Origin of the sequence: Streptomyces sp. NPDC053048, from assembly GCF_044547045.1 — a bacterium.
In the GTDB taxonomy this organism is placed as follows: domain Bacteria; phylum Actinomycetota; class Actinomycetes; order Streptomycetales; family Streptomycetaceae; genus Streptomyces.
Map to the genome: position 1 here is coordinate 40,155 of NZ_JBITZS010000016.1, position 20,397 is coordinate 60,551.

23 protein-coding genes are annotated in these 20,397 nt (G+C 69.5%); 13 read left to right on the forward strand and 10 right to left on the reverse strand.

Annotated features, from left to right (window positions below; translation table 11 throughout):
- Positions 1–121: 121 nt before the first annotated feature.
- A complete protein-coding gene (locus ACIG36_RS32230; RefSeq protein ID WP_399935768.1) occupies positions 122–568 on the reverse strand; it encodes a hypothetical protein in 447 nt (148 codons plus the stop codon).
- 96 nt (positions 569–664) lie between these two features.
- Positions 665–985 (reverse strand): hypothetical protein, encoded by a 321-nt coding sequence (locus ACIG36_RS32235; RefSeq protein WP_399935771.1) that lies wholly within the window; start codon positions 983–985, stop codon positions 665–667.
- Positions 986–1,281: 296 nt separating this feature from the next.
- Here ACIG36_RS32235 and ACIG36_RS32240 point away from each other — a divergent pair, with 296 nt between their 5' ends.
- The 4 genes from ACIG36_RS32240 to ACIG36_RS32255 all read left to right on the forward strand — a co-directional run bounded on the left by ACIG36_RS32240 (position 1,282) and on the right by ACIG36_RS32255 (position 6,251).
- Entirely contained in the window at positions 1,282–3,225 is a 1,944-nt protein-coding gene (locus ACIG36_RS32240) for a pentapeptide repeat-containing protein (protein WP_399935838.1), read from the forward strand.
- 278 nt (positions 3,226–3,503) lie between these two features.
- The gene (locus ACIG36_RS32245) at positions 3,504–4,319 is read left to right on the forward strand and encodes a tyrosine-type recombinase/integrase (protein WP_399935774.1); all 816 of its coding nucleotides are present in this window, start codon (positions 3,504–3,506) and stop codon (positions 4,317–4,319) included.
- 66 nt (positions 4,320–4,385) lie between these two features.
- Complete coding sequence (locus ACIG36_RS32250; RefSeq protein WP_399935777.1) at positions 4,386–5,378, forward strand: competence protein CoiA family protein; 993 nt, start codon at positions 4,386–4,388, stop codon at positions 5,376–5,378.
- 258 nt (positions 5,379–5,636) lie between these two features.
- A complete protein-coding gene (locus tag ACIG36_RS32255; protein ID WP_399935780.1) occupies positions 5,637–6,251 on the forward strand; it encodes an excalibur calcium-binding domain-containing protein in 615 nt (204 codons plus the stop codon).
- Positions 6,252–6,268: 17 nt separating this feature from the next.
- On the opposite strand, the gene ACIG36_RS32260 is transcribed toward ACIG36_RS32255, so the two are convergent.
- Positions 6,269–7,276, reverse strand: coding sequence for a hypothetical protein (locus tag ACIG36_RS32260; RefSeq protein WP_399935782.1), 1,008 nt, complete (start codon positions 7,274–7,276; stop codon positions 6,269–6,271).
- Between the two features lie 509 nt (positions 7,277–7,785).
- On the opposite strand from ACIG36_RS32260, the gene ACIG36_RS32265 reads away from it, so the two are divergent.
- From ACIG36_RS32265 to ACIG36_RS32275, 3 genes are all read left to right on the forward strand, one after another.
- On the forward strand, positions 7,786–8,412 hold the full coding sequence (locus ACIG36_RS32265; protein WP_399935785.1) for a flavodoxin family protein: 627 nt from the start codon (positions 7,786–7,788) through the stop codon (positions 8,410–8,412).
- 239 nt (positions 8,413–8,651) lie between these two features.
- On the forward strand, positions 8,652–8,873 hold the full coding sequence (locus tag ACIG36_RS32270; RefSeq protein WP_399935788.1) for a hypothetical protein: 222 nt from the start codon (positions 8,652–8,654) through the stop codon (positions 8,871–8,873).
- Positions 8,874–8,998: 125 nt separating this feature from the next.
- Positions 8,999–9,298 carry a hypothetical protein gene (locus tag ACIG36_RS32275; RefSeq protein WP_399935791.1) on the forward strand — a complete coding sequence of 100 codons (300 nt, stop codon included), beginning with the start codon at positions 8,999–9,001 and terminating at the stop codon, positions 9,296–9,298.
- A gap of 356 nt (positions 9,299–9,654) precedes the next feature.
- Here ACIG36_RS32275 and ACIG36_RS32280 read toward each other — a convergent pair whose 3' ends face one another.
- Positions 9,655–9,780: a hypothetical protein gene (locus ACIG36_RS32280; RefSeq protein ID WP_399935794.1), complete on the reverse strand. Its 126-nt coding sequence runs from the start codon at positions 9,778–9,780 to the stop codon at positions 9,655–9,657.
- 270 nt (positions 9,781–10,050) lie between these two features.
- Between ACIG36_RS32280 and ACIG36_RS32285 the strand changes: the two genes are divergently transcribed.
- From ACIG36_RS32285 to ACIG36_RS32300, 4 genes are all read left to right on the forward strand, one after another.
- Complete coding sequence (locus ACIG36_RS32285; RefSeq protein WP_399935797.1) at positions 10,051–10,419, forward strand: hypothetical protein; 369 nt, start codon at positions 10,051–10,053, stop codon at positions 10,417–10,419.
- Positions 10,420–10,802: 383 nt separating this feature from the next.
- Complete coding sequence (locus ACIG36_RS32290; protein WP_399935800.1) at positions 10,803–11,438, forward strand: Ku protein; 636 nt, start codon at positions 10,803–10,805, stop codon at positions 11,436–11,438.
- Between the two features lie 141 nt (positions 11,439–11,579).
- A complete protein-coding gene (locus tag ACIG36_RS32295; RefSeq protein WP_399935803.1) occupies positions 11,580–11,933 on the forward strand; it encodes a hypothetical protein in 354 nt (117 codons plus the stop codon).
- Positions 11,930–12,268, forward strand: coding sequence for a DUF6233 domain-containing protein (locus tag ACIG36_RS32300; RefSeq protein ID WP_399935806.1), 339 nt, complete (start codon positions 11,930–11,932; stop codon positions 12,266–12,268). The genes ACIG36_RS32295 and ACIG36_RS32300 overlap by 4 nt, the downstream gene beginning before the upstream one ends.
- Positions 12,269–12,432: 164 nt before the next feature.
- Here the strand turns inward: ACIG36_RS32300 and ACIG36_RS32305 are convergent, their stop codons facing one another.
- From ACIG36_RS32305 to ACIG36_RS32320, 4 genes are all read right to left on the reverse strand, one after another.
- Positions 12,433–13,410 carry a restriction endonuclease gene (locus tag ACIG36_RS32305; protein WP_399935809.1) on the reverse strand — a complete coding sequence of 326 codons (978 nt, stop codon included), beginning with the start codon at positions 13,408–13,410 and terminating at the stop codon, positions 12,433–12,435.
- A gap of 107 nt (positions 13,411–13,517) precedes the next feature.
- Entirely contained in the window at positions 13,518–13,886 is a 369-nt protein-coding gene (locus tag ACIG36_RS32310; protein WP_399935812.1) for a hypothetical protein, read from the reverse strand.
- 143 nt (positions 13,887–14,029) lie between these two features.
- Positions 14,030–14,809 carry a hypothetical protein gene (locus tag ACIG36_RS32315; protein WP_399935814.1) on the reverse strand — a complete coding sequence of 260 codons (780 nt, stop codon included), beginning with the start codon at positions 14,807–14,809 and terminating at the stop codon, positions 14,030–14,032.
- Between the two features lie 204 nt (positions 14,810–15,013).
- Positions 15,014–15,397: a hypothetical protein gene (locus ACIG36_RS32320; protein WP_399935817.1), complete on the reverse strand. Its 384-nt coding sequence runs from the start codon at positions 15,395–15,397 to the stop codon at positions 15,014–15,016.
- An 805-nt stretch (positions 15,398–16,202) separates the two neighbouring features.
- Here ACIG36_RS32320 and ACIG36_RS32325 point away from each other — a divergent pair.
- Entirely contained in the window at positions 16,203–16,778 is a 576-nt protein-coding gene (locus tag ACIG36_RS32325) for an RNA polymerase sigma factor (RefSeq protein ID WP_399935820.1), read from the forward strand.
- 1 nt (position 16,779) lies between these two features.
- A complete protein-coding gene (locus ACIG36_RS32330) occupies positions 16,780–17,481 on the forward strand; it encodes a hypothetical protein (RefSeq protein WP_399935823.1) in 702 nt (233 codons plus the stop codon).
- A gap of 264 nt (positions 17,482–17,745) precedes the next feature.
- On the opposite strand, the gene ACIG36_RS32335 is transcribed toward ACIG36_RS32330, so the two are convergent.
- Positions 17,746–18,060, reverse strand: coding sequence for a hypothetical protein (locus tag ACIG36_RS32335; RefSeq protein ID WP_399935826.1), 315 nt, complete (start codon positions 18,058–18,060; stop codon positions 17,746–17,748).
- The gene (locus tag ACIG36_RS32340; protein ID WP_399935829.1) at positions 18,002–18,655 is read right to left on the reverse strand and encodes a hypothetical protein; all 654 of its coding nucleotides are present in this window, start codon (positions 18,653–18,655) and stop codon (positions 18,002–18,004) included. Before ACIG36_RS32340 ends, ACIG36_RS32335 begins: the two co-directional genes overlap by 59 nt.
- Positions 18,656–20,397 lie beyond the last annotated feature (1,742 nt).

The window sequence follows — 20,397 nt, forward strand, 5'->3', positions numbered from 1 at the left end:
GCCAACTAGGGATGTCGTTAACGAGCAGCCGACCAAGTGACAAGTAACCCGTCGGTAGCCTTCGGTTCGAAGGGGACTTTGCCGACCGCCACCGCCGCGCACTGGCCGCCGACTCCCGTGCTCAGGGCGTGCGGACGACGGCTCCGGAGACGAACCACTGCACCAGGACTGCGGCGAGGTGGACCCCGGCCCGGGCGACCTCCAGGGTCTCGGACACGGTCGCGGTCTGGGCGCCGTGACGCGAGGTCTGTCCCTCCCACAGTGCCCGCATCATGGCCTCCGCCGGGGCAATCGAGTCCCCGGCAGGGGACGGGATGACCGTGCTGAACTTGTGCCGGGCGTTCTTGATCTCGCCCAGCATGGTGCCGAGAGTGGCTTTGGCGTGGTTGGGCTGGATGACGGCGTGTGCTGCGCACTCCACCGCTTTGATGGCCTCGCTGTACGCGCGCACCGGGTCCGGGCCGCGCCCGTAGGCCGCCTGCCAGGCTGCAGCGAGATGATCGGCGGCCGACCCGACAGCAGGCCCGGCCGCAGCGTCGGCGATCGTCTGGCGGACCGCGTCGCGCACGGCCGGCGTTACCCGCTCTTGCAACCCATCCTCGGCCTCGTTGACCCGGTAGGCCGATCCGGCGTCGTCGAGGATGCTGCTGAGGGCCCTGACCTTTCACTCCCCCAGGGTTGGGGTGCGCAGAACCTCGTCCACCACGTCCAGCAACTGGGCGTCGACCGTCTTTGTCAGCAGCGGGAGGAAAGTCGAGCTGGAAAGGGAAAGCCCACCCTGGCAGCCCGGAGAGATGCGCAGCCGCAGGCAGACGGCACGGGCCTCGTCATCCAGCGGACGACCCTGATAGCGGAGTGCGTCATCGACCCACTCCTGAAGCGGCACGAGCAGGTGCCGGGGAACACCCTCGAAGGTGCCGTCGTGTTCCGGCGCTTCGGAGAGTCCGACACGGACGGAGAAGCGCGGACGGGAGCCGGTCGTCATGACGAAGACGGTAGCGGCGCGAGCCCGGAAGTCTCTCTCTGTTATCCCGAGACGAAGTGGCCGGGGCGACCTCCGCACAGCGACGCGCGGGCAGTGGAGGGCGCAGGTTCGTTTCGGCCGCCACCGCCGCGCACTGGCGGCGGTGTGCCTGAAATCATCACGCTGAGCTACTTGTCACTTGGCTGGCTGCTCGTTAAGGCCCTCGGGGAGCATCGGCGCGGTGGGTAGCGGTGGGGTCTTCAGTTTGCTGAACACCCCTGTGCTGCCCTGCCGAGCCTGGCAGGCTATGGCTGGTGATGAGCACGCCCCCACCTTCCATGCCCGGGGCGCCGTCCTGGCCGCACTGCGGTGAGCAGCCCTCCACCCCCGTCGGCTGCCGCGGCAGGCTCGTCCCCGACTACACCGCATGCTTCGCCCACATCTCCGACACCGACCGCGACGCCTACCTGTCCCACCTGGGCCCTGGCACCGCCATCGACCACCGCGGCACCCCCTTCACCGAACCCCTTCTCGATGCCCTCCTCAACGCCCTCCGCGACCCTGGCACCGGACACCCCCGCCTCGGCCACGCCCAGTTCGAATCGGCGACTTTCGAGGGCACCGCCTTGTTCGAGTCGGCGACCTTCGAGGACTGCGCCCTGTTCAACTCTACGATCTTCGAGGGCAGCGCTGAGTTCGGCTCGACGACTTTCAAGGGCGACCATGCTCTGTTCGGCTCGGCGACTTTCAAGGGCGCCGCCGACTTCGCATCGGCGACCTTCAAGGGCCAGGTCAACTTCAATTCGGCGACCTTCAAGGACAGCGCCCAGTTCGCTTCGGCGATCTTCGAGGGCAGCGTCGAGTTCAGCCAGACGAACTTCGAGTCGGCGACGTTCGAGGGCTACGCCGAGTTCGGCCTGACGACCTTCGGAGGCATCGCCAGCTTCGACAAGGTGACCTTCGAGGGCGGCGCTGGGTTCGCCTTGGCGACCTTCAAGGACATCACCGGGTTCGGCCAGGCCACCTTCAAGGACATCGCTGCGTTCAGCTCTGCGACGTTCGAGGACAGCGCCAGGTTCGGTTCGGCGATCTTTATGTGCGACGTGTGGTTCGAGGATGTGACTTTCGGGCGAACGGCCGGCCTTGGGCCGTTGGTATGCGACGGGACGGTATTGCTGTCCGGGGCAGTGTTCAGCAGCCCGGCGACTCTGTCGTTCGCCGCGCGCCGCCTGGAGTGTCAGCGGACCCGGTGGGAATCGACGGCGACCCTGCGTCTGCGCTACGCCACAGTGGACCTCAGCCACGCGGTCCTGTCCTCTCCCGTGGCCGTCACCGCACACCCCACCCCTTTCGCCGACGGAGACTCGCCGGGTGAGAGCCTGCTGGATGGCCGCCCGTCGTGGGTGCGAATGGCCTCGGTGCAAGGCGTGGACGCCGCGCACCTCGTTCTCACCGACATGGACCTGACCGACTGTCTGTTCTCCGGGGCCTTCCACCTCGATCAGCTCCGACTGGAAGGCCACTGCACCTTCGCCCCTACCCCAACCGGCATCCACCGCCGCCGCATATGGCCATACCGGTGGACCCGCCGGCGCGCACTGGCCGAGGAACACCACTGGCGTGCCCAGACCACTGGCCAGCCCGCCCCGGACCACACGCCTACACCCCGCCTATGGCGTACCGGGCCGCACCATCCCGACCCCAACCTCACCCCCGACCCGGAAGACGTCGCTGCGGTCTACCGGCAGTTGCGCAAGGCATCCGAGGACGGCAAAAACGAGCCCGGCGCCGCGGACTTCTACTACGGCGAAATGGAGATGCGCCGCCACGACCGCACCGGCACCCCGCCCGGCGAACGCGGCCTGCTGTGGGGCTACTGGCTGCTCTCCGGCTACGGTTTGCGCTCATCCCGCGCCTTCGCCTGGCTGCTTGCCGCCATGTCCCTGACCGTGCTGCTCCTCATGGGCTTCGGTCTGCCCACTGACGACCCCGATCCCGCCACCACCGGAACTCTCACTCACGGCAGGATCGCCCTCAAAACCAGAGCCCCCGACCCTGCCCTGACCAGCGGCTGGCGCCAACGCATGACGTGGAAACGCGCCGAGAAGGCGACCCGCGTCGCCGTCAATTCTGTGGTGTTCCGCTCCTCGGGACAGAACCTCACCACTGCCGGCACCTACATCGAGATGACCTCCCGCCTCCTGGAACCCACCCTCCTCGCCCTCGCCGTCCTCGCCGTACGCGGACGCATCAAACGCTGACCACACGCACTGGGTGTTGTTCTGCGAACTGAACATCCAACCGATACTCGCCGCCCCGGTACTCCCCGAGAGCCGGTTTGGCGTCTGGGCGGAGGAATCGTCCGTCAGGGGTGGTCGGGCGGCGGACGCGCCTGGGCCCTGATCTTTAGATAACAGCCCACCCCATCCTCCAGCCCGCACGCGCGCGCCCCTCGCCCCGCACTTTCCGGTACCACCGCAACCGCGACGAGTAGGGTGGCTGGGGTAGGGCTGTTATCTAAAGATCAAGGGCTGAAGCTGTGACCGTCCCCGGCCTCGACCACCTCCACCACTGGCTCACCCGCGGATACGGCCGCCCGCTCCGCGATGGCACCGCCCGCGCCCTCCAGGGAACGACCCCGGACCACTACGGCGAAGACATCGCCGACTGGCTCCGCTGGATCCACACCGCCGGCATCAACCCCTGGCACGCCGACCACACCCACGCCACCGCCTGGCTCAACCACCGCGGCGGCGCCCCCCGCTCCCGCAACCGCTACTTCAACGCCCTCCACACCTTCTACATCTGGGCCGTCTCCGAGAACCTGTGCCGGCACAACCCCTTCGACGAACGCCTCCGCCCCGACCTCCGCGACGAACCCGGCCTCCCCGTCATCGCCGCCACCCACATGACCGCCCTCATGCAAGCCGCCGACGGCCTCTACGCCCCCGTCACCCCCCGCAACCGCACCCTCATCTACGCCATGCTCGCCGGGCTCCGCCCCGGCGCCATCGTCCGCCTCGACACCGACGACCTCCGCCCCCGCGGCACCGACACCACCGCGAAGGTCTGGCAGAAGGGCGGTGGCACCCGCCTGATGGTCCTGCCCCCGCTTCTCGTCCTCGCCATCGACGCCTACCTCCCCCACCGCCTCGGCCCCACCCCCGGCCCCCTGATCACCACCCGCACCGGCGGCCGCCTCGACGCCCACGTCACCCCCCGCACCGTCCTCCGCACCACCGCCGCCCAACACCCCCTCCTCGCCGACTTCGCCCCCACCCTCCTCCCCGACGCCATCGCCAACAGCGCCCGCAACCACGGCACCTCCCCCACCGGCACCGCCACCACCCTGTAGCGCGACGCGCACCTGCGGCAGACTCGAGACGGTCACCGGGGGCAGCAACGGGGAGGGGCGCAGCAGGTGCAGGACGACTTACTGGTGGTCGGGTTCGATCTCGAGACCCGACGTGAGGTGCACGTCGCCGAACAACCGCCGGAGTACTGGAAACAGCGCGGATACGGCGGCACCGAACAGCTGGTGTGCTTCTACTGCTTCCACGGATTCGAGGCCGCTACCGGCACCCGGGTACCGCTGGTGACCCGCGGCCGGCTCGGCGGCAAGGTCCGCCGGCACTTCGCGCATCCTTCCGGAACAGCCCCCGACGGCGGCCACCACCCCGAGACCGTCTGGCACATCACCACCAAGCACGCCCTCGCCCGCTGGGCGCGCACCCAGCCCGGCGTCGCCGCGGTACGGCTGGAGCAGTGGACCCCGGACCATGACCGGCGCGCGGACGTCGCCGTACGGCTGGAGGACGGCACGCGCCTGGCGCTCGAGGCGCAGCGGATGCTGATGACCGATGACGCCTGGCGGGCCCGGCACCGCGACTACGCGCGGGCGGGGATCGTCGACGTGTGGTTCTGGCGGCCGGGCGTGCACTTCCCGCACGTGGTCCTCGACGAGCGTCTTCCCGTGTGGTTCTACGTCGCGTCGAAGGGCAGCGTGTGGACGGCCTTCGGCCGGCCGCATCCGCGCAGGCGCCGTTGGTGGGAGGCGCAGGACCTGGCGGTGTTCGGGCTGCATCATCCGCCGTGCCCGCTCGATGATCTGGAGCGGCAGGCGATCCCGCTCGGTGAGCTCGGCCTGGGCCCGCGCGGCGCGGAGCTCCCCGAGGCCCTGCACAGCAAGCTGCAGGAGTCGCAGCGGCAGGCCCGGGAGGAGGCGGCCACGTGGCGGGAGAGCGAGGCCCGGTACGCCCGTCAGGTGCGCGCGGCGAACCAGCGGCGGGCACAAGCCGCTCGCCGCCCAGCGCCGCCGCCTGCCCCCGTACCGGCGGGCGGACTGCGGTGCACCGTGTGCAGGCGGGCCTTGGCGCCCGAGCTCGCGAAGGCAGGTCGGCACATCCTGTGCTGAAGACGCTGCCGCGAGAACTGCCTCTACCAGCGGGCGGACGGTACGGCAGGCTCCTGGTGTGACCACAGCGCACCCACGTGGCCGCGCCCTCGGCCGGGGCCTCCACACCCTCATCACGCCCGGATCTCATGCAGCTGCCACGTGCAACCAACTGGGGACGTTGGGGGTCTGAGGCTCGGTAGTGTCACCGGGTTGAGAGGCTGGGGCGTGGTTCGTAAGCCGAATAACGACGTTGCGGACAGTTGCTTAGGCTGTCTCATGTTGGTTGTCATCGGGACGATTGTGCTTGTTGCCTGTAGTTGGGACAACAGCGACAAGAAGCCCGAACGCCATGCCGCCCCTGCCACGAGCGCTCCTTCCAATTGGTTCTTGGACAAGAAGGAATCTTTTGACCCGAGCAAGGCGTCGGTGTGGGTCGATATGGGCCCAAAGGGGCTGAACCTGCTCGACGGGGCTCGCGCCTCTGACCGAGGAGGAACCGTGAGAGTCGACGAGCTGGACGATGACAACGGCCTCACGCCAGCGGACGTCGAAATAAAGCTGCTCACAGAGCCCAAGCACGGAAGCTTGGAACTTCACTCATCGAGGGGAAGGGCAACCTACATCCCGTGGAACACGGACTTTCAGGGAAAAGACGACTTCACATACACGCTGAAGCTCAAGGGACGTCCGGAGGTCATCAGAGCAACCCAGTACCTCGACTTGGAATGGAGCCCTGGCGAGCGCTTCCGGCGAAGTGAGCCTGCTCAGCGAGCATTCGCCACCTGCGCTGACGCGCGAGCCCACGGGGCCGCTCCAATCCACAGGGGTGACCCAGGATGGGGCGAACACCTGGACGCAGACGGTGACGGCATCGGGTGCGAGCGGGGATAGAACCACGGCGAGGGGGGCTAGGGGGCGAGCGCGGTGAGCATCCACGGCCGTACCAGCACGGGCACCCGGGTCTTGGCCTCGTACTCCGTCAGCTCGTGCTCGATCCAGTAGTGGCGGCCGCGCCGGCGGGGGAAGCGGAGCTGAAGCTCTCCCGCCAGACCACCGACGCCTGTCATCGTCATCACGCACTGCTCCGCGTGATGCTGGTGACAGGTGCACCAGCGGTCGTCGAGCTTCAGGGGCATCCCCCACCCCGGTGCGGCCAACAGCCGGATGAAGCGGTCATGGTGTTCGCCATGCAGGTCCCGGGGCTCGTGAATGTGGTCGATGATCCACTGCTGCCCGGCTCCGGCGGGATTGGTCCAGGACGTGGTCGACAGCGGAACACCGACAGTGCGCCACAGGCCCACCCGGCGCAGGAGCCCGCTGGCCAGCCACGCGGTGCCGGCGGTCTGCCGCGAGCGGGCCCCGAGCCGGACCCCGGAACCCTGGAAGTAGACGCATTCCTCACGGGTCCAGGCGGCGGGCGAGCGGCGGGAGCATGAGGCCCAGCCGTAGTCGCGGGCGTTCTCCTCCTGTGCCGCGAGGGCGGTCCTCCACGCCGTGGGGCGGATCCCGGTGATCTGCACCCGCGCCGAGGTGCCGAGGAGGATCATGGTGATGCCCTGCTCGGTGGGCGGTGTGAAGCGGGCCCCAGGGATTCCGTGGATCTCCCCGTGCTCGTCCGCGCGGGGCCAGAACGCCTCGGCCAGTTCGCCGGCCATGTGGTCACCCTCGAAGTGGACAACGAGCTGACCGTGCTGCGGGTGCACGTACTCGATGCCCCACGGGCGGACCGGATCATTCGACGGCCAGGCGATCCGGTCCAGCAACCCGTGCTCCAGCAGCTCCTGCTGGGGTGAGGGACGCGGGATCAGCGCATCGCGGCGGCGGGCGTCCCCGGCGATGCGCAGGGCCTGCTGGTAGGGAAGGCCGGTGTAGAGGGCGAGCAGCTTGGCGTCGCGGGTCAGGGCGGTCTTCGCCATGAGGGGCTCCTTGGCGGCCGGCCCGACTCCGGCGCACGTAAGGATCCACAAGACGACAAGGGAGGATCATGCCGGCGCGGGCGGTGCCCGCTTCTGCCCAGCTTCGCGCTCCTGGAGTCGGGGAAGCGCCCGGGCACGACCTCCGTCAAGGGCCGCTGCCCGGTAGGTTCACGGCGCCCAGCAGCGTGCGGGCTGCGACACGCCGGGCCTCTCCCGCCAGATCCCCCGGTCAGCGGTGGCGTCCGGCACGATTCCCGGCTGGCTACCCCACTCTCCCTCCCCCGGCCAGCCCGCCGCGCTCCAGGGCGTGCAGGGTCTTCTCGCTGGCGCCGTCTACCCGCCCCCGCAAACGCGCGAAGACGTTGAACACTCCGTCCGGCGCCAGACCCGTCCCGATGCCCGGGGCCTGCGGCGAGGCCGCCCTGAAAGTTAAATCTTCAATGTGTTTTCCTTGGATTCGTCGACCGCTTCGCGCCGCGCCACGCGGCACGACCTTGAGGAGCCCCGCCGTGACCACACCCACCCCGACCGCTTCTCCCGCCGCTGCCGTCCCGCCGGTCGTCGCCATCGCCCATCACTCGGGCTTCGGGCACACCGCGGTGCTCGCCGAGGCGGTGCGCGAGGGCGCCGCCGGCGCCGGCGCGACCGTCCACCTGGTCAAGGTCGACGAGATCACCGAGGAGCAGTGGGACCTGCTCGACGCCGCCGACGCGATCGTCTTCGGCTCGCCGACCTACATGGGCACCGCGTCCGGCGCCTTCCACGTCTTCGCCGAGGCCACCTCGAAGCGGTGGGCGACCCGCGCCTGGCAGGACAAGCTCGCCGCCGGCTTCACCAACTCCGGCGCTAAGAGCGGCGACAAGCTGCACACCCTGCAGTTCTTCTCCGTGCTGGCCGCCCAGCACGGCATGCACTGGATCAACCTCGGCCTGCCGTCCGGCTGGCACTCCACCACCGCCTCCGAGTACGACCTCAACCGCCTCGGCTTCTACCTGGGCGCCGGCGCGCAGACCGACACCGACCGGGGGCCGGACGGCGTCCACAAGGCCGACATAGCCACCGCGGAACACCTCGGCCGACGAGTCGCCGCCCAGGCCGCGGTCTACGCCGCCGGTCGTGCCGCCGTCACCGTCTGATCCGCCTCCTACGGACGCCGGGCGCCCGCAGGGATGGGCGGGGCACCCGGCGCGGCGCCGACGGGCTCGCGGACTGGGCGCGGGAGTTCATCCGCAACGAGGGGTACCGGCTGGTCATGGCCTCCATGGGCCTCCAGCGGGCCGTGACGGCCTACCACCATGGCAGTGCGGCCCCGCGCTGGCGGAGCCGCCACGTAGCGGCCGGACGGGCCAGGCTGAATTGGTGGGAGACTCGTGCGGTGACCACTGACACGCAGCAGTCGGCCCGCCGTGGCCTGGCGAATTTCTACGACTCCGACACCATCAGTGCCGGGCTGGCCGATTACGAGGCGGTGCCTGTTCCCCGGGGGCTGCTGCGGCTCGTGGCCCGGATGCTCGTCGAGCCCGACGTTCCAGAGGACCAGGCCCGAAAGGCTGCCCAGATGATCGAGAAGCTCGCCAGCCCGCGCCCGTCGGCCTGACGCCGAGCCCGTGCCATAGCCGGCGAGCCCACCACTTCAACCACGGGAGCGCGGGCGGCAGGCCGTCCGGCTTCACGACGGATGGCCGTATCCGGCATGAGCTAATGCAGGGTATGAGCTACTTCATGACCGACCTGTCCGGCGCCTCGGTGGAAGAACCCGACGAAGCGACCATGCGCACCATCCTGGACACCCTCGCCGACGCCGACGACGAGCACCCCGACGTCTCGCTGACCCATGAGAGCGGCTGGTCGCTCAGCGCCTTCCCCAGTGGCGAGCTGCTCTGGCTGCTCTGGGAGAACCTCGACGAGGCCGACACGACTCCGCGCCAGATCGCGGGCGTGCCCCAGGACGAGGTGCTGCGGCTCTTTGGTCTCCTCGCTACGGGCGACACCGCGGAGATCGACCGCCTGGCCGGCGGGTGATGCGGGCTGCGGCGTGCCAGATCCGGTAGCAGAGCTTCTTCCGCTCGGCCGCGGCTGGCTCGCCGTCCAGCAGGGTTCGGGACCAGACGAGCAGGCCGATGGCGGTCAGGGACAGCTCCAGCCAGGGCACGGACCGTACTCGAGGGGCGCATCACTCTGCCCTCCAGGGGCAGAGCCGCTACCGTGGTGAGCGCGACGTCCACCCGGCCGGGCAGCCGGGGGCCGGGCCACCCAGGCACGGCCAGCGGGGCGTGGCGAAGCCCACCATCGCGGGCACGGTGGCGGGCTCCTTGGAAGAACCTTTACGGCGAGTGGTCCCTCACCAATACCTCTGGTGAGGGGCTATCGCCGGTGGCTCACCTCTCCAGCCACCACCGGAACGCCGCTACTGTGGTGGCGCCCAGCAGGGGCGCCGCCCAGCGGTAGATCCGGTAGAGCCGGGCCCGGAGGCGAGTGTGGTCCTTCTTTTTGCGATGGCGCATGTGCCGCGCCTTTCTCCCGGGGTGGGCAGTCGCCCACCGGTCACCCTCTCGACGGAGGGCTGACCCTGGGCGCGGCCACCCCCGGTTTCTCCCGGGGTGGCCGCGCCCCAACCAGCCCCCCGTGAGCGGGTGGGCTGACCGTTGCGGGCGTCCCGGAAAGACCGGCACGTCACTGCGTCATCACGCGGGAGCTTAGTGGCCGCCCGGCTCCAGCAATAACGGAACGCGCCAATTCAGCGACGCACAGCAATCGTGGTCGTTGTGCCGGGTATGACGTCTCCCGCTCTCGCCGCCGCCGGTGTTCATGCCCTGGCGCTGCCGGCGGTCCTGCATGGCGGTCGCCGCCGCATCACCCACCTCAGCGCGCGGTTGCTCGCCGCGCTCGCGCCGCACGTGCGGGCCGGGTGTGAGGCCGAGCGCAGCGCGGCCCTGGCTTCTCTCGTGGTGCTGGTGGCGGACGTCGACGCGGAAGGCCAGGGCGTCACCGAGCCGCATCTGAGCGGTGGGGTGCCGGTCGACTGCGCGGTGGTGCCCGCTCTCGGAGCGGGGGTGCGGCTGCACCTGCTGGCCAGCGGCGGGTTCCTGGCGGCCCTTGGCGAGGAGGCGGTCGCCTTCCCCGCCGGCCCGACCGGTGGCTGACCTCAGGGGCGAGCGGTGGGCCCGTCCGGGTGAACCTCCTGCGTGTGGCCTTGTGCGGGTGGCTTGTGCTCATCCACGCTGCGCGTGGACGGCAAGCGGAACCCTGCGCGAGGGATGCGGGGCGGTGCGTGGGGCGGGAGGCTGGTCTCATGCCGCGCAGCTTGTGGAGGGGTGCTATCGGGTTCGGGCTGGTGTCCGTGCCGGTGCAGCTGGTGCCCGTGGTCCAGGAGCACGATGTGGGGCTGCGGGAGGTTCACGACGCTGACGGCGGGCGGGTCCGGCGTCAGCGCAGGTGCGAGGTGTGCGGCGAGGTCGTGCCCTAGGAGCACGTCGCCCGCGGCGCCGACCGGGACGGGCGCAGAGCGGTCCTCACCGACGAGACGATGGCGCAGTTGCCGCTGCCGTCGAAGAAGCTGACTGATGTGCTGGCCTTCATCGACGCCGGCGATATCGACCCGGTACAGCTCGGCAAGCCGTACGTGCTGCAGCCTGACTCATCGGCGGCGAACAAGCCGTATGTCCTGCTGCGCGAGGCCCTGCGGCAGACCGGGCGGGTGGGGGTCACCAAGATCGCATTGCGCACCCGGGAGAGCCTGGCCATGCTCCGGGTCCATGATCAGGTGCTCGTGCTGCAGACCATGCTCTGGCCCGACGAGGTCCGCGACCCGGCCGGGCGCGCCCCGCCGGACTCCGTGACCGTACGGCCCCAGGAAGTGCGGATGGCCTCCAGCCTGATGGAGAAGCTCTCCGAGGGCTTCGACCTCGAAGGCCTGGAGGATGAGTACCACCAGGCGCTGCGCGACCTGGTCATGTCCAAGGTTGAGGTGCGGCCGGCCGGGACCGGCCGCACCTCGAGGGCTCCGGTTCCCGCTGATGTCGTGGATCTGATGGCCGCCCTGCAGGCATCGATCAACCAGGCGGAAGAAGGCGGGACGGCACCGCCGGCCGCCGATGCCCCGCCCGGCAAGAAGACCGGGACGGCGGCCAAGGCCGTAGGTGGGAAGGCGGGCGCCAAGTAACCGGCCGCCACGGGAGCGAAGAAGACCACGGCGAGGAAACGGCGGACCGACTGAGGGCCCGCGTTCGCCCGAACGGATGGTCCTTGCCTGGACGGCCGTGCGCAGAGGCATCCCTGAATCGAACACACGTATCATTTGCGGGTGGCTAACCCGTACGACTTCCCCGCTGACCTGATCGCCTTCCAGCAGGAGATCCACCAGACCCGCGCTGAGCTGCGGGCGCTTCTCGCGGCCCTCCCCTGGTCTGTCGAGGCTCACGAGGGCTGGGCTGATCCGGCCGACCGCTGGCACCCCACGCAGCGGCCCGCCACCCCCGGCTGGACGGGTGAGGAGAAGGAGGCCGTCGCCGTTCTGCGGGCCCGCGAGCGGGAGCTGGCCGCCCTCATCACGAGCCACCGCTGGTGGGAGGGCTTCTCCGGGAAGGACGTGGTCGACGCGCGCATGGCGCTCAAGCGCCTGACGCCCGACGACGGCACCGGGCCGGCCGCGGAGTGACCACTCCCCTGCCGCCCGACCTGTCCAGACTCCAGACACTCGAGCTTTACCTCGATCTGCAGCTGCAGGCGGTCCGCGACCGCATCGCCGCGCTCACCCCCGCCACGCTCTCCACCCCGGCGACGAGCTGGCGCCTGCAGCACATCCGCGGCGCCCCCGGACACCTCGCGGTCCTCCACACCGAGCACTGCCACATCATCGCCCGCGCCCAGCCCTCCCTCCCCCGGCTCGGCGAGCGCGAGGCCCGGCTCGCCCTCGACGAGCCGGGCGTGGAGCCCTGCGGCGGATGCACCCCCGAGCGCACACTCCGGGACGCTCGCGGCACACCGCGGTGACATCGGCGGACACCTCGAGCCCGTCGTCGGTGCCGAGAGCCTCAGGGTGATGACGCCGCCGATGTGAGTTATCCGGGGGCAAATAATTCGGGCGCCCGCCGTAATGGCGGGCGCCCGTGGCTTTGCCAGTGGTCTCGCGTGGCTGCCTAATTCGTGTTCTTTGTTCATGCGGAACGGTTACCGAGTAGCTCTTCGAGAGGTTGGCCCCAGGTGGCCCACTGCTCCAGACGCTTGTTGTCGATGAGGTGGATTCTCTGGCTCTCGGCGAACCGCACTGCGGGGAGCGAGAAGGTGCCGTTGGTCATGGCGATCACGATGTCCGCCCCGTGGACCGGGCGGGCGGTGCCGTTGAGGCGTTGGAGGACCGGGGATCCGACTGCTGTGCCGGACGTCGTGTGCTTGCACTGGACGACGACGGTTCCTCCGGGGCCTTCCGCTATGACATCGGCGCCCAGGTCTCCAGCCCCGCCCTTCGGCCGGACGACCTTGTACCCGTCCCGCTCCACCAGGCGCGCAGCCAGCCGTTCGAATTCGCGGTAGTCCATTGCGTCGATGCGCGGCAAGGTGATGCTGGCATCGGATTGGATGAAGGCCATGAGCCGTGCTTCCAGCAGCGCTATGCGGTGCAGTTCTGCCATATCGGCAGCCAGTGCGGCGTCGAGGCGTTGGCCGGCCTTGACGGTTTGGTGCCACAACGGCATGACGCTTTCGAAGCGGGAGGGGACAGGGGATGCCTTGGCGTCCTCGTAGAGATCGATGGGTTCGATTCCGTAGTCGTCGCGCATGGCCTTCCAGGCCTCGATGCACTCCCGCTCGGCTTGCTCTGCTTCGGTGAGTTCTGTTTCCAGGAGCTTGGACAGGCGGCTGGCCGCCGCCCGGCAGGCATCTGATATGGGCTCAAGCGTGTCCTTGTGACGCGCTTGAGCACGGGACGCGGCTTCCGTCAGTTCACGCTGAACGCGCTGGCGGTGTTCACGGAGCCACTCCCACAGTAGCCGGGTCCACACCCCTTCCTGGACCCACATCCATGCCGCCAAAAACTCGTCCGCTGTCGCCTTCCCCAGGTCACTTCCAATGACTTTGCGGAAATCCTTGTCTGCGTAGCGGTGCGGCCTGACCTCGGTGGCGTCGTTCACGATCACCCCCTGACCCTAGTCCCCGCCCCTGACTGACACGCCTGACCGGCTGCGGGCTGGCCCTCGAGGAAAGGGCCCGCCGTTCAGGGAGAGGCCATTCCATGGACGGGAACCTATGCGCCGTCACTGTCATAGGAGTCAGCGTGCACACCGGGATGGCATCGCGGACCGTCGGCATGGCTGTGGTGGTGGCGCGCGTCGGAGACCGGGCCTCGCTTGCGGGCGCCGGTCTGGGCCTCGGCCTTCGCGATCAGGGCAATGGTCACCGGATGGGCGTAGGCGGCCTTGCGCAGCCAGTGCGCGGTGACGCCGATCCGTCGGGCCACAGGGCCTACCTGCACGTGGTGGATCATCACCAGTTCCGTCGCCACCCGCACAGCTGCTTCCCGGCCCTCCTCGTCGCCGGAGGCGTCCGCCCGGGCCCGCAGAACGTCCAGCCAGGCCAGGGCCGCCTCGACGGCAGGGTCATCTCTCTTCGCCATGCCCCCATGTCAGCGCGCGCCGCAGACGGAAGGCAGTCCATCTTCCGGTGTTTCCCGTTTCCCGTTGCCGGTCGTGGGGTGCGGCAGCTCGAGGCGCGGTCACCGGCGTATGCGGTCGGCTCGCAGGCTTGGTGCCGGTGCCGTCATGGCCGGGGGGTGTCTGGGAGCTTGTTCCCGCGGGTGTCGTAGGTGTCGTCGACGAGGCCGAAGAAGGAGCGGGCCGCGGGACCGGGCTGTGATGAGCGCATCAGGTCCACCCAGCCGGTGGAGAAGACGTAACGCAGGCCGGCGAACAGCGTGTCCGGCCGGGGGCCGGACCTTCCCCAGGAGTACTCGGCGGTGGCGCTCAGCAGCCACTCCCGGGCGGTGTTCAGTTCCTGCAGCTCGTCCCGTACGAGGTCATAGGCCCACGATGGCGGTTCCTCCGCAGGGCCCTGGAGCGCGGTGTGGAGCTGGTCGAGGGCTGTGAACCACTGGTCCAGGCGGTCGAACTCGCTGTGGACCAGGCGGTCCACAGCCGGACCGCCGCCTTCGGCCGCGGCCTGCCGCAGAGCGGATTCCTGGACGAGCCCTTTGGAGAGGGCCCTGCTCTGGTCGACATAGGCGGCGACCTCCGCCCGGTACTCGGGGGGCACCGCGTCGTACGGAGAGGTGCGCCAGCCGGCACCGAAGACGTCCGCATGCCAGCAGGCGGAGTCCGGCTGAATACGCAGACGGACTTCCCATTCCCCGTCGGTGAGGGTGTGAAGGTCGCCGCCGACCTCGCACCAACTCCCCTCGGGACCGAAGTGCTCCGCGATGTCCTCCCTGAGTTCCTCCAGGTCTTCCCCCCACGCTCGTACCAGCTCGGGGGAAGCGCTGACCAGCCGGCGGTGACGAAAGGAGAGATCGCAGGCGGAGAGGTCCACAACAGTATCGGTCATAGCGGGCCATTCGGTGCATAACGGGCGGCAACTGCTGCACCATCAACGCCCCCGCACCACGCCGGATGCGTCCCCTGGTCCACCCGGGTGACCCTTCAGGACCGCGGCGGATGGTGACGCCTCCTCGCGGAGCATCTCCACCAGTAGGCGCTGAAAGCGCGAAGTGGGCCCGGGACGGATGCCAGGGCCCACGAACCGGGATGCCTACGCGGACTCGCCGTACTCGGCGATGTAGGCCGCACGGTTCTCCGCGATGATGGCCCGGCCGGCGTCGGCGGTGAGGTGGTCGACTGAGGAGACGGTCGGCACCTGCCGTCCGTCGATGGTGGAGGTGAGCAGTGCGATCCGGCGGGCCAGTTCGGCGACGACGCTGGGTGCCGACTCGATCAGCAGCCTCCCGTTGCGCCATGAGAATCGCGGTGCCCGGCCAATACCCGTGCTGCGGATGCTGGTCGCCAGGGAGCACGCGTGGCTGTACGACAGCTCCGGGTTCTCGGTCAGTAGCAGGTAGACCCGTGCGGTGTCGCCGCCGTAGCCGGCCAGGCCCGTGCACGGCTTGATCAGTCCGTCCGTGTCACGGGCCGCCACCTCGTAGACCCTGCACTCCGTGCATCGGAACGAAGCGCGCCGGGCAGCTGAAGGGGAGGAGAGGCTGCGGTTGCGCGAGGCCCTGGACGCCCTGGAGCGCCGTAATGAGATCGCCGAGGGCGTCATCGGCATCACCCACGCTTACCTGGCCACCAACGCGGACGCGCGCTTCACGGCCGGGGCCCGGGCCTACATGCGCCGGGCCCTGAAGGAGTACCTCGCCCCGGGGGGCGACCGACGACGGCGTTCCCGGACTGTCCATCGCCTGACCGGTTCAGTACGACAGGGGGCTTCCGCAGGCCTCTCGCCTGCGGAAGGGCCCCTGCATCAGCTGATTCATGCCTCGAACCGGGCCGCGGTCAGCCAAACAGGTGGCCGAGGACGGCTTCGAGGGGGCAGATCCCGACCGGCGCGCCGCCCTCACGCCGCGGACGGCCGTGGCGCTGCTTCCTGCGGACCGGCGAACATGCACAGAGCCTCGCGCTCGGTCGCGGCCGTCTCCGCATCGACGTGCCCCCACCCACACTTCGTCGCATTAAGTGATCTTGAAGTGACGTTACGTCAATATTTTTGCGAGGCGGACTGGACGCATCGGGCGTCTGGGACGGCATGAGGGGTGAGAGCACCTTGCTCTTCCCGGGCGTCGAGGGGGACGCGATGCCCGGGGCGAGAAGAACGGACAGCGTGTGATGTTCGACGGCACAGCGCCGCCTGAGCGCCGTGCGGGGGAGACCTCCGGCCGGCAAGCAGTACCGCCCCACCTTCACCATCGGCCGGTACCGGCCCGCATCGCGCTGGCCCGGCCATGAACGCCCGGCACGCCGTGCGGCGCGCGGCTGCTGGCCAGTACGAGGCGGAGTACGAGGACTTCGTCCGGTGCCAGCTGGAGGGCTACGCGAAATGGGCGTACTCCCGGCTCTACTCCTGGGAGGACGCGAGAGAGGCCGCGAGCGACGCCTTGTTCCGGCTGTATCGGCGGTGGCCTGACGCCTGGGGGCACGCCAACACCGAGGCGTTCGCGCACAAGATTTTGCGCAACGTCGTGGCTGACATGCTCCGCAAGCGCGACCGCCGCCCCTGCTTCGCCATCGGCCTGGCCTTCGAGGAGACCGCCCAGCCCGCCTTCGGCACGCCGCACGAGGAAGTCGAGCAGCTCACTACGCGCATGGAGATCTACCAGGCGGTCGCGCGGCTCCCCGGGCGTCAGCGGACCTGCATCTTCCTGCATGACCTTCTGGGCTGTGAGGTCTGGGAGATCGCTGGCATCACCGGCCTGGCCCGCTCCACCATCCGGTCCCATGTGAAGGCCGGCAAGGCCGCCCTCGCCGGCCTCCTGGGCGTTCCCGCCGCTGAACCGGCCGCCATCGAGAAGGGGTTATGACGTGATCGATCAGATGCTACGAGGGGCCCAGCTGCGCGTCCCCGTCTACACCAGCAAGGAGCGAGCTGGCGATGAGCGCCGGCTGTTCCAGCGGATCGACGAGCTGGAGCAGCGCCGCGCCCAGGCCGCCCCGGCCAAGAGCGGCTGGCTGGTGCCCACCTCCCCCGAACTGGCGGCACTTTTCTCCCCGGGCGCGGGAAGCGGTGCGTGCCCGCCCGGGCCTCGCGTGCGGCGCGACCTGAACGCCCTGTGCCTGCATGTCCTCGGAGCCACCGGCGCACGGGTCGCCGACTTCCTCGAGACCGACCAGCCCGTCGACGGTGTCGGGGCCCGCGGTCTGGGCTGCGCGACCTACCTCAGCGGCGGCGACGAAGGGGCCCGCTTCTGGTGGCGGTTCGCCGCCGGCACGGGAGATGCGACCGCCGCGTACCTGCTGTGGCTCGAGGCCCTGCTGCGGGGCGAGCCCGGCGAGGCCCTGCACTGCTTCCAGGTCCTGCACGGGAGCGACTTCCTGGCCGACGAGGACTGGGAGACCGCCCATTCCACTCCCCCGCAACAGACCCCTCGAAGCGGCGACCGCTGTTTCCACGAGCGGGACACCGCCTCACCACCCCCCATCGACGCCGGTCTCATCCGCCTGCCGCACCGCGCATCGGAGGCTCAATGCAGCTACTCACCGTGGGATACGCCCTCGCCGTGCTGATTTCCGGAGCCGCCACCCGGCTCGCCTACACCTGGCTTCGCGGACGTACCCAGGTGCGACTGGCCCGGCTCCACGAGCAAGGGCTAAGCGACCGCCTGCGGACCCTTCCCCCAGGAAGCCGGATGGCACACCGACGGCAGCACGAGGAGGAGGTGTTCATCGAAGTTGGCAGCACCATGAAAGCGGACGGCAGGTAGGCCGGGGCTGGGCTGGCCCGCTTGTACCGCTGTGCCCCAAAGCCGTAGATGGCCATGTGCGTGATCCCTACTCGGCAATCTTCGACAGGGACGGTCGGCTGATGTACTCCAGGGCGCCGGTGGCCTTGCGAGGCACCGAGACGGCTCCGTCGATCAGCCGCATGGCGTGCTGGTAGGCGAGCCGCCGCTCGTGCTCGGTGCCGCCGTCGTGGAGGGCGGACTCCAGCAGCTTCCGGGCCTGGAGGATCGCCTTCTGCTCGGCGGCCGGCAGGTGCTCGACGCCGGCACGGCGCGCATGCTCGTCGGCGGCCTTCCACGCGATCCTAATGCCGCAACCACTTCCGCAGATCGGCGACGGCTCGCACGAAACGCAGGCGTGCATGCTCCTGCTCTTGCTCCGGAGTCAACGCGGGGCGCGAACGGCGGCGGCGCAGGCGCTCCCGATGTTCCTGCTCCTCCTCATCGGCCTTCATGGCGAAAGCCTCTTCCTCCAGCTGATGCTCGGCTGCAAAGCGGGTCCAGATCATGGAGGCTGGGGGAAGCTCCTCACCTCGCAGATTGGCACCCAAGCAGACAAGCACCTCCCTGGACGCTTCGTTCACTACTCCATAGCGACTTGAGTTCACGACTTCTAGGAACGCTTCGTCGGCAGCGGCGTGCCTAGCGATCCTGAGCGCCTGATCCACTCGCTCACGCAATTCCGCGTCGCGCAGGGCGAAGACAGCTACCTCGGCAGGAGTCAGGGCGTCTCTGCCGAATCGACTCCAGTCGGTGGCGCTGCTCTCTTCCAGGGCTTCCTCTCGGGCTTGTACCGCTGCCTGGGCGATGATGGCGGTAGCTTCCCTCTCTTCCGCCTTGTCCTGAGCAGCCTTCGCTGCCGATAGAGCCTTGGATTGGGCAGCACGGGTTGCAGTTGCAGCCACGAGGGCGCCGATCAGAGTGCCAGCAAAGCCGAAGGCGGCGGGGAGAATCTCCATGACGAATCAGGCTGCCAGCCCCGCGATCCCACCTGCCGATCAGAGCGCCTCCAAGATCGCTGGATAGGAGTACCCGGCATGGGCTGCTCGATGCCACCCTCTGGCCGGGAGGCCGGGGCGGCGCGCTCGAGGCGAGGACCAGCTGGACGTTCCACCACACTGATCGGCGTCGTCATGGGTGTCACGGTAGATCGAAGTCATTCCCATCACCGGGACGGCGTGCCGACGTCCTGCTCGACCTCTACCGGATGCCTCCGAGGATCTTCGTCGCTCGGGTGCGGCGGGTCTCCTCCTTCTTCCGCGCGCGGTCGCGGGCGGAGCGGGCGTTGTTGTCGGCGCGGGCCTTGTCGTCGAGGGGGCGCTGAGGTGGGCACGGGTGACCATAATGAAAGGGATGGCCTTGCCTCTCTCTGCCGCGTCCGGGCCTGCAAGACCCATTAGCCGGTCGCCATAAAATCAGGGGCCGCAAGATCACACCTAGGAGGAGGGAAAGCAATGTTTGAGCTGCGATATGGTGCAACGCACGCGGAAAACTGCTCTTGCAGGGTGTTGCGCCGCCCCCGCTTGGGACACCGCCGAGCGTTCCTAAGGAAACTTGATGCCGCCGATTCCCAGGGGTTCGAGGTCCGGCCGCTGCACCTCGCCACCGGCGAGGCACCTCCACGCATCTTCCTTGCCAAGCCGCCGCCGCGCAGTAGTGAGAAGGGGTGGTCCTACGTACCCGGCGCGGCTTATTACGGCGACGTAGCGCTTACCTGCCCAGCGTGCTCAGAGATTGAAGACCGGAAATTTAAACTTCTCAACCAGCCTCCCCCCGCGATGGAGCCCTTGCCTGTATACGCCTCCTACCCGAAGCGGCGGATTTGGGTCAGGCCGTGGCGCCGCGCCCGGATGAGGCGAAGCATGACCGTCGACAGCACATGATCTGCGAGAGTGAACACAGGAGTTTCTAGGCCGGGCGACGTCGTCGAGGTTCTCGCGCCAGCACCGCCTGGACACCCCTGGACAGGCCGCCGCTTCACCGCCTCGTGGGGCGGCCGGGGTCTATCCAGCGGGGGGATGATCTCTGCCGTCGACCGGGCCGCCGCGTGTCGGTCGTGGTGTTGAATGACCGGGGTGGCAAAGGCAGTTGGGCGCGGGCGCGCCCGGACGAAGAAGAAGCCGGCCCGGCGGCGTGAGGTGGGCCCGCGGTGCCCGAAGTGCCGGGGAACGTACGTGCGGGTGTGGGTGCCGGGCCCGCACGTCGAGGTGCTGGTGGACGTCGCCCGGCCTGGGGCGGGGGTGCTGGCCGCGCTGGTCCACGCCGACGACATCCCGCTCTCGAACGAGAAACCGATGGCGCTGTGTGCGCTGTGCGAGGAGGACTTCGGCCGGTACCCGCGCCGGCACGGCTTCCCTGCCTACCGGACGGCCGTGGCAGTGACCGAGGAGGGCCCGTGGCCCCGGGCCCGGGACTGGCAGGTGCAGGACCTGCGCACCGACTTCTTCGGCACCGCGCTCCAGCAGCTGGTCGACGCCTACGACGAACAGCACACCGGTGAACCGCAGTTCCACTACGGCTCCCGGGACTATGACCCGCCGGGCCGCGGCGCCCCCGAGGAGGGTGGTCCACGCGTGGACCAGGACCCGTCAGAGATGGTGCCGTCGGGGGGGGGGGGGGGGGGGGACCCCCCCCCCCCCGGGGGGGGGGGGGGGGGGGGGGGGGGGGCGGGCCCGGGGGCGGGGGGGGGGGGGGCCGCCCG

What these genes read in the sequence shown, in the direction of transcription:
- ACIG36_RS32235 (WP_399935771.1), bottom strand. Translation starts at nt 985, where the DNA reads ATGACGACCGGCTCCCGTCCGCGCTTCTCCGTCCGTGTCGGACTCTCC.
- ACIG36_RS32240 (WP_399935838.1), top strand. Translation starts at nt 1,282, where the DNA reads ATGAGCACGCCCCCACCTTCCATGCCCGGGGCGCCGTCCTGGCCGCAC.
- ACIG36_RS32255 (WP_399935780.1), top strand. Translation starts at nt 5,637, where the DNA reads ATGTTGGTTGTCATCGGGACGATTGTGCTTGTTGCCTGTAGTTGGGAC.
- ACIG36_RS32260 (WP_399935782.1), bottom strand. Translation starts at nt 7,276, where the DNA reads ATGGCGAAGACCGCCCTGACCCGCGACGCCAAGCTGCTCGCCCTCTAC.
- ACIG36_RS32275 (WP_399935791.1), top strand. Translation starts at nt 8,999, where the DNA reads ATGACCGACCTGTCCGGCGCCTCGGTGGAAGAACCCGACGAAGCGACC.
- ACIG36_RS32280 (WP_399935794.1), bottom strand. Translation starts at nt 9,780, where the DNA reads ATGCGCCATCGCAAAAAGAAGGACCACACTCGCCTCCGGGCCCGGCTC.
- ACIG36_RS32285 (WP_399935797.1), top strand. Translation starts at nt 10,051, where the DNA reads ATGACGTCTCCCGCTCTCGCCGCCGCCGGTGTTCATGCCCTGGCGCTG.
- ACIG36_RS32290 (WP_399935800.1), top strand. Translation starts at nt 10,803, where the DNA reads ATGGCGCAGTTGCCGCTGCCGTCGAAGAAGCTGACTGATGTGCTGGCC.
- ACIG36_RS32310 (WP_399935812.1), bottom strand. Translation starts at nt 13,886, where the DNA reads ATGGCGAAGAGAGATGACCCTGCCGTCGAGGCGGCCCTGGCCTGGCTG.
- ACIG36_RS32315 (WP_399935814.1), bottom strand. Translation starts at nt 14,809, where the DNA reads ATGACCGATACTGTTGTGGACCTCTCCGCCTGCGATCTCTCCTTTCGT.
- ACIG36_RS32325 (WP_399935820.1), top strand. Translation starts at nt 16,203, where the DNA reads ATGAACGCCCGGCACGCCGTGCGGCGCGCGGCTGCTGGCCAGTACGAG.
- ACIG36_RS32335 (WP_399935826.1), bottom strand. Translation starts at nt 18,060, where the DNA reads ATGCACGCCTGCGTTTCGTGCGAGCCGTCGCCGATCTGCGGAAGTGGT.
- ACIG36_RS32340 (WP_399935829.1), bottom strand. Translation starts at nt 18,655, where the DNA reads ATGGAGATTCTCCCCGCCGCCTTCGGCTTTGCTGGCACTCTGATCGGC.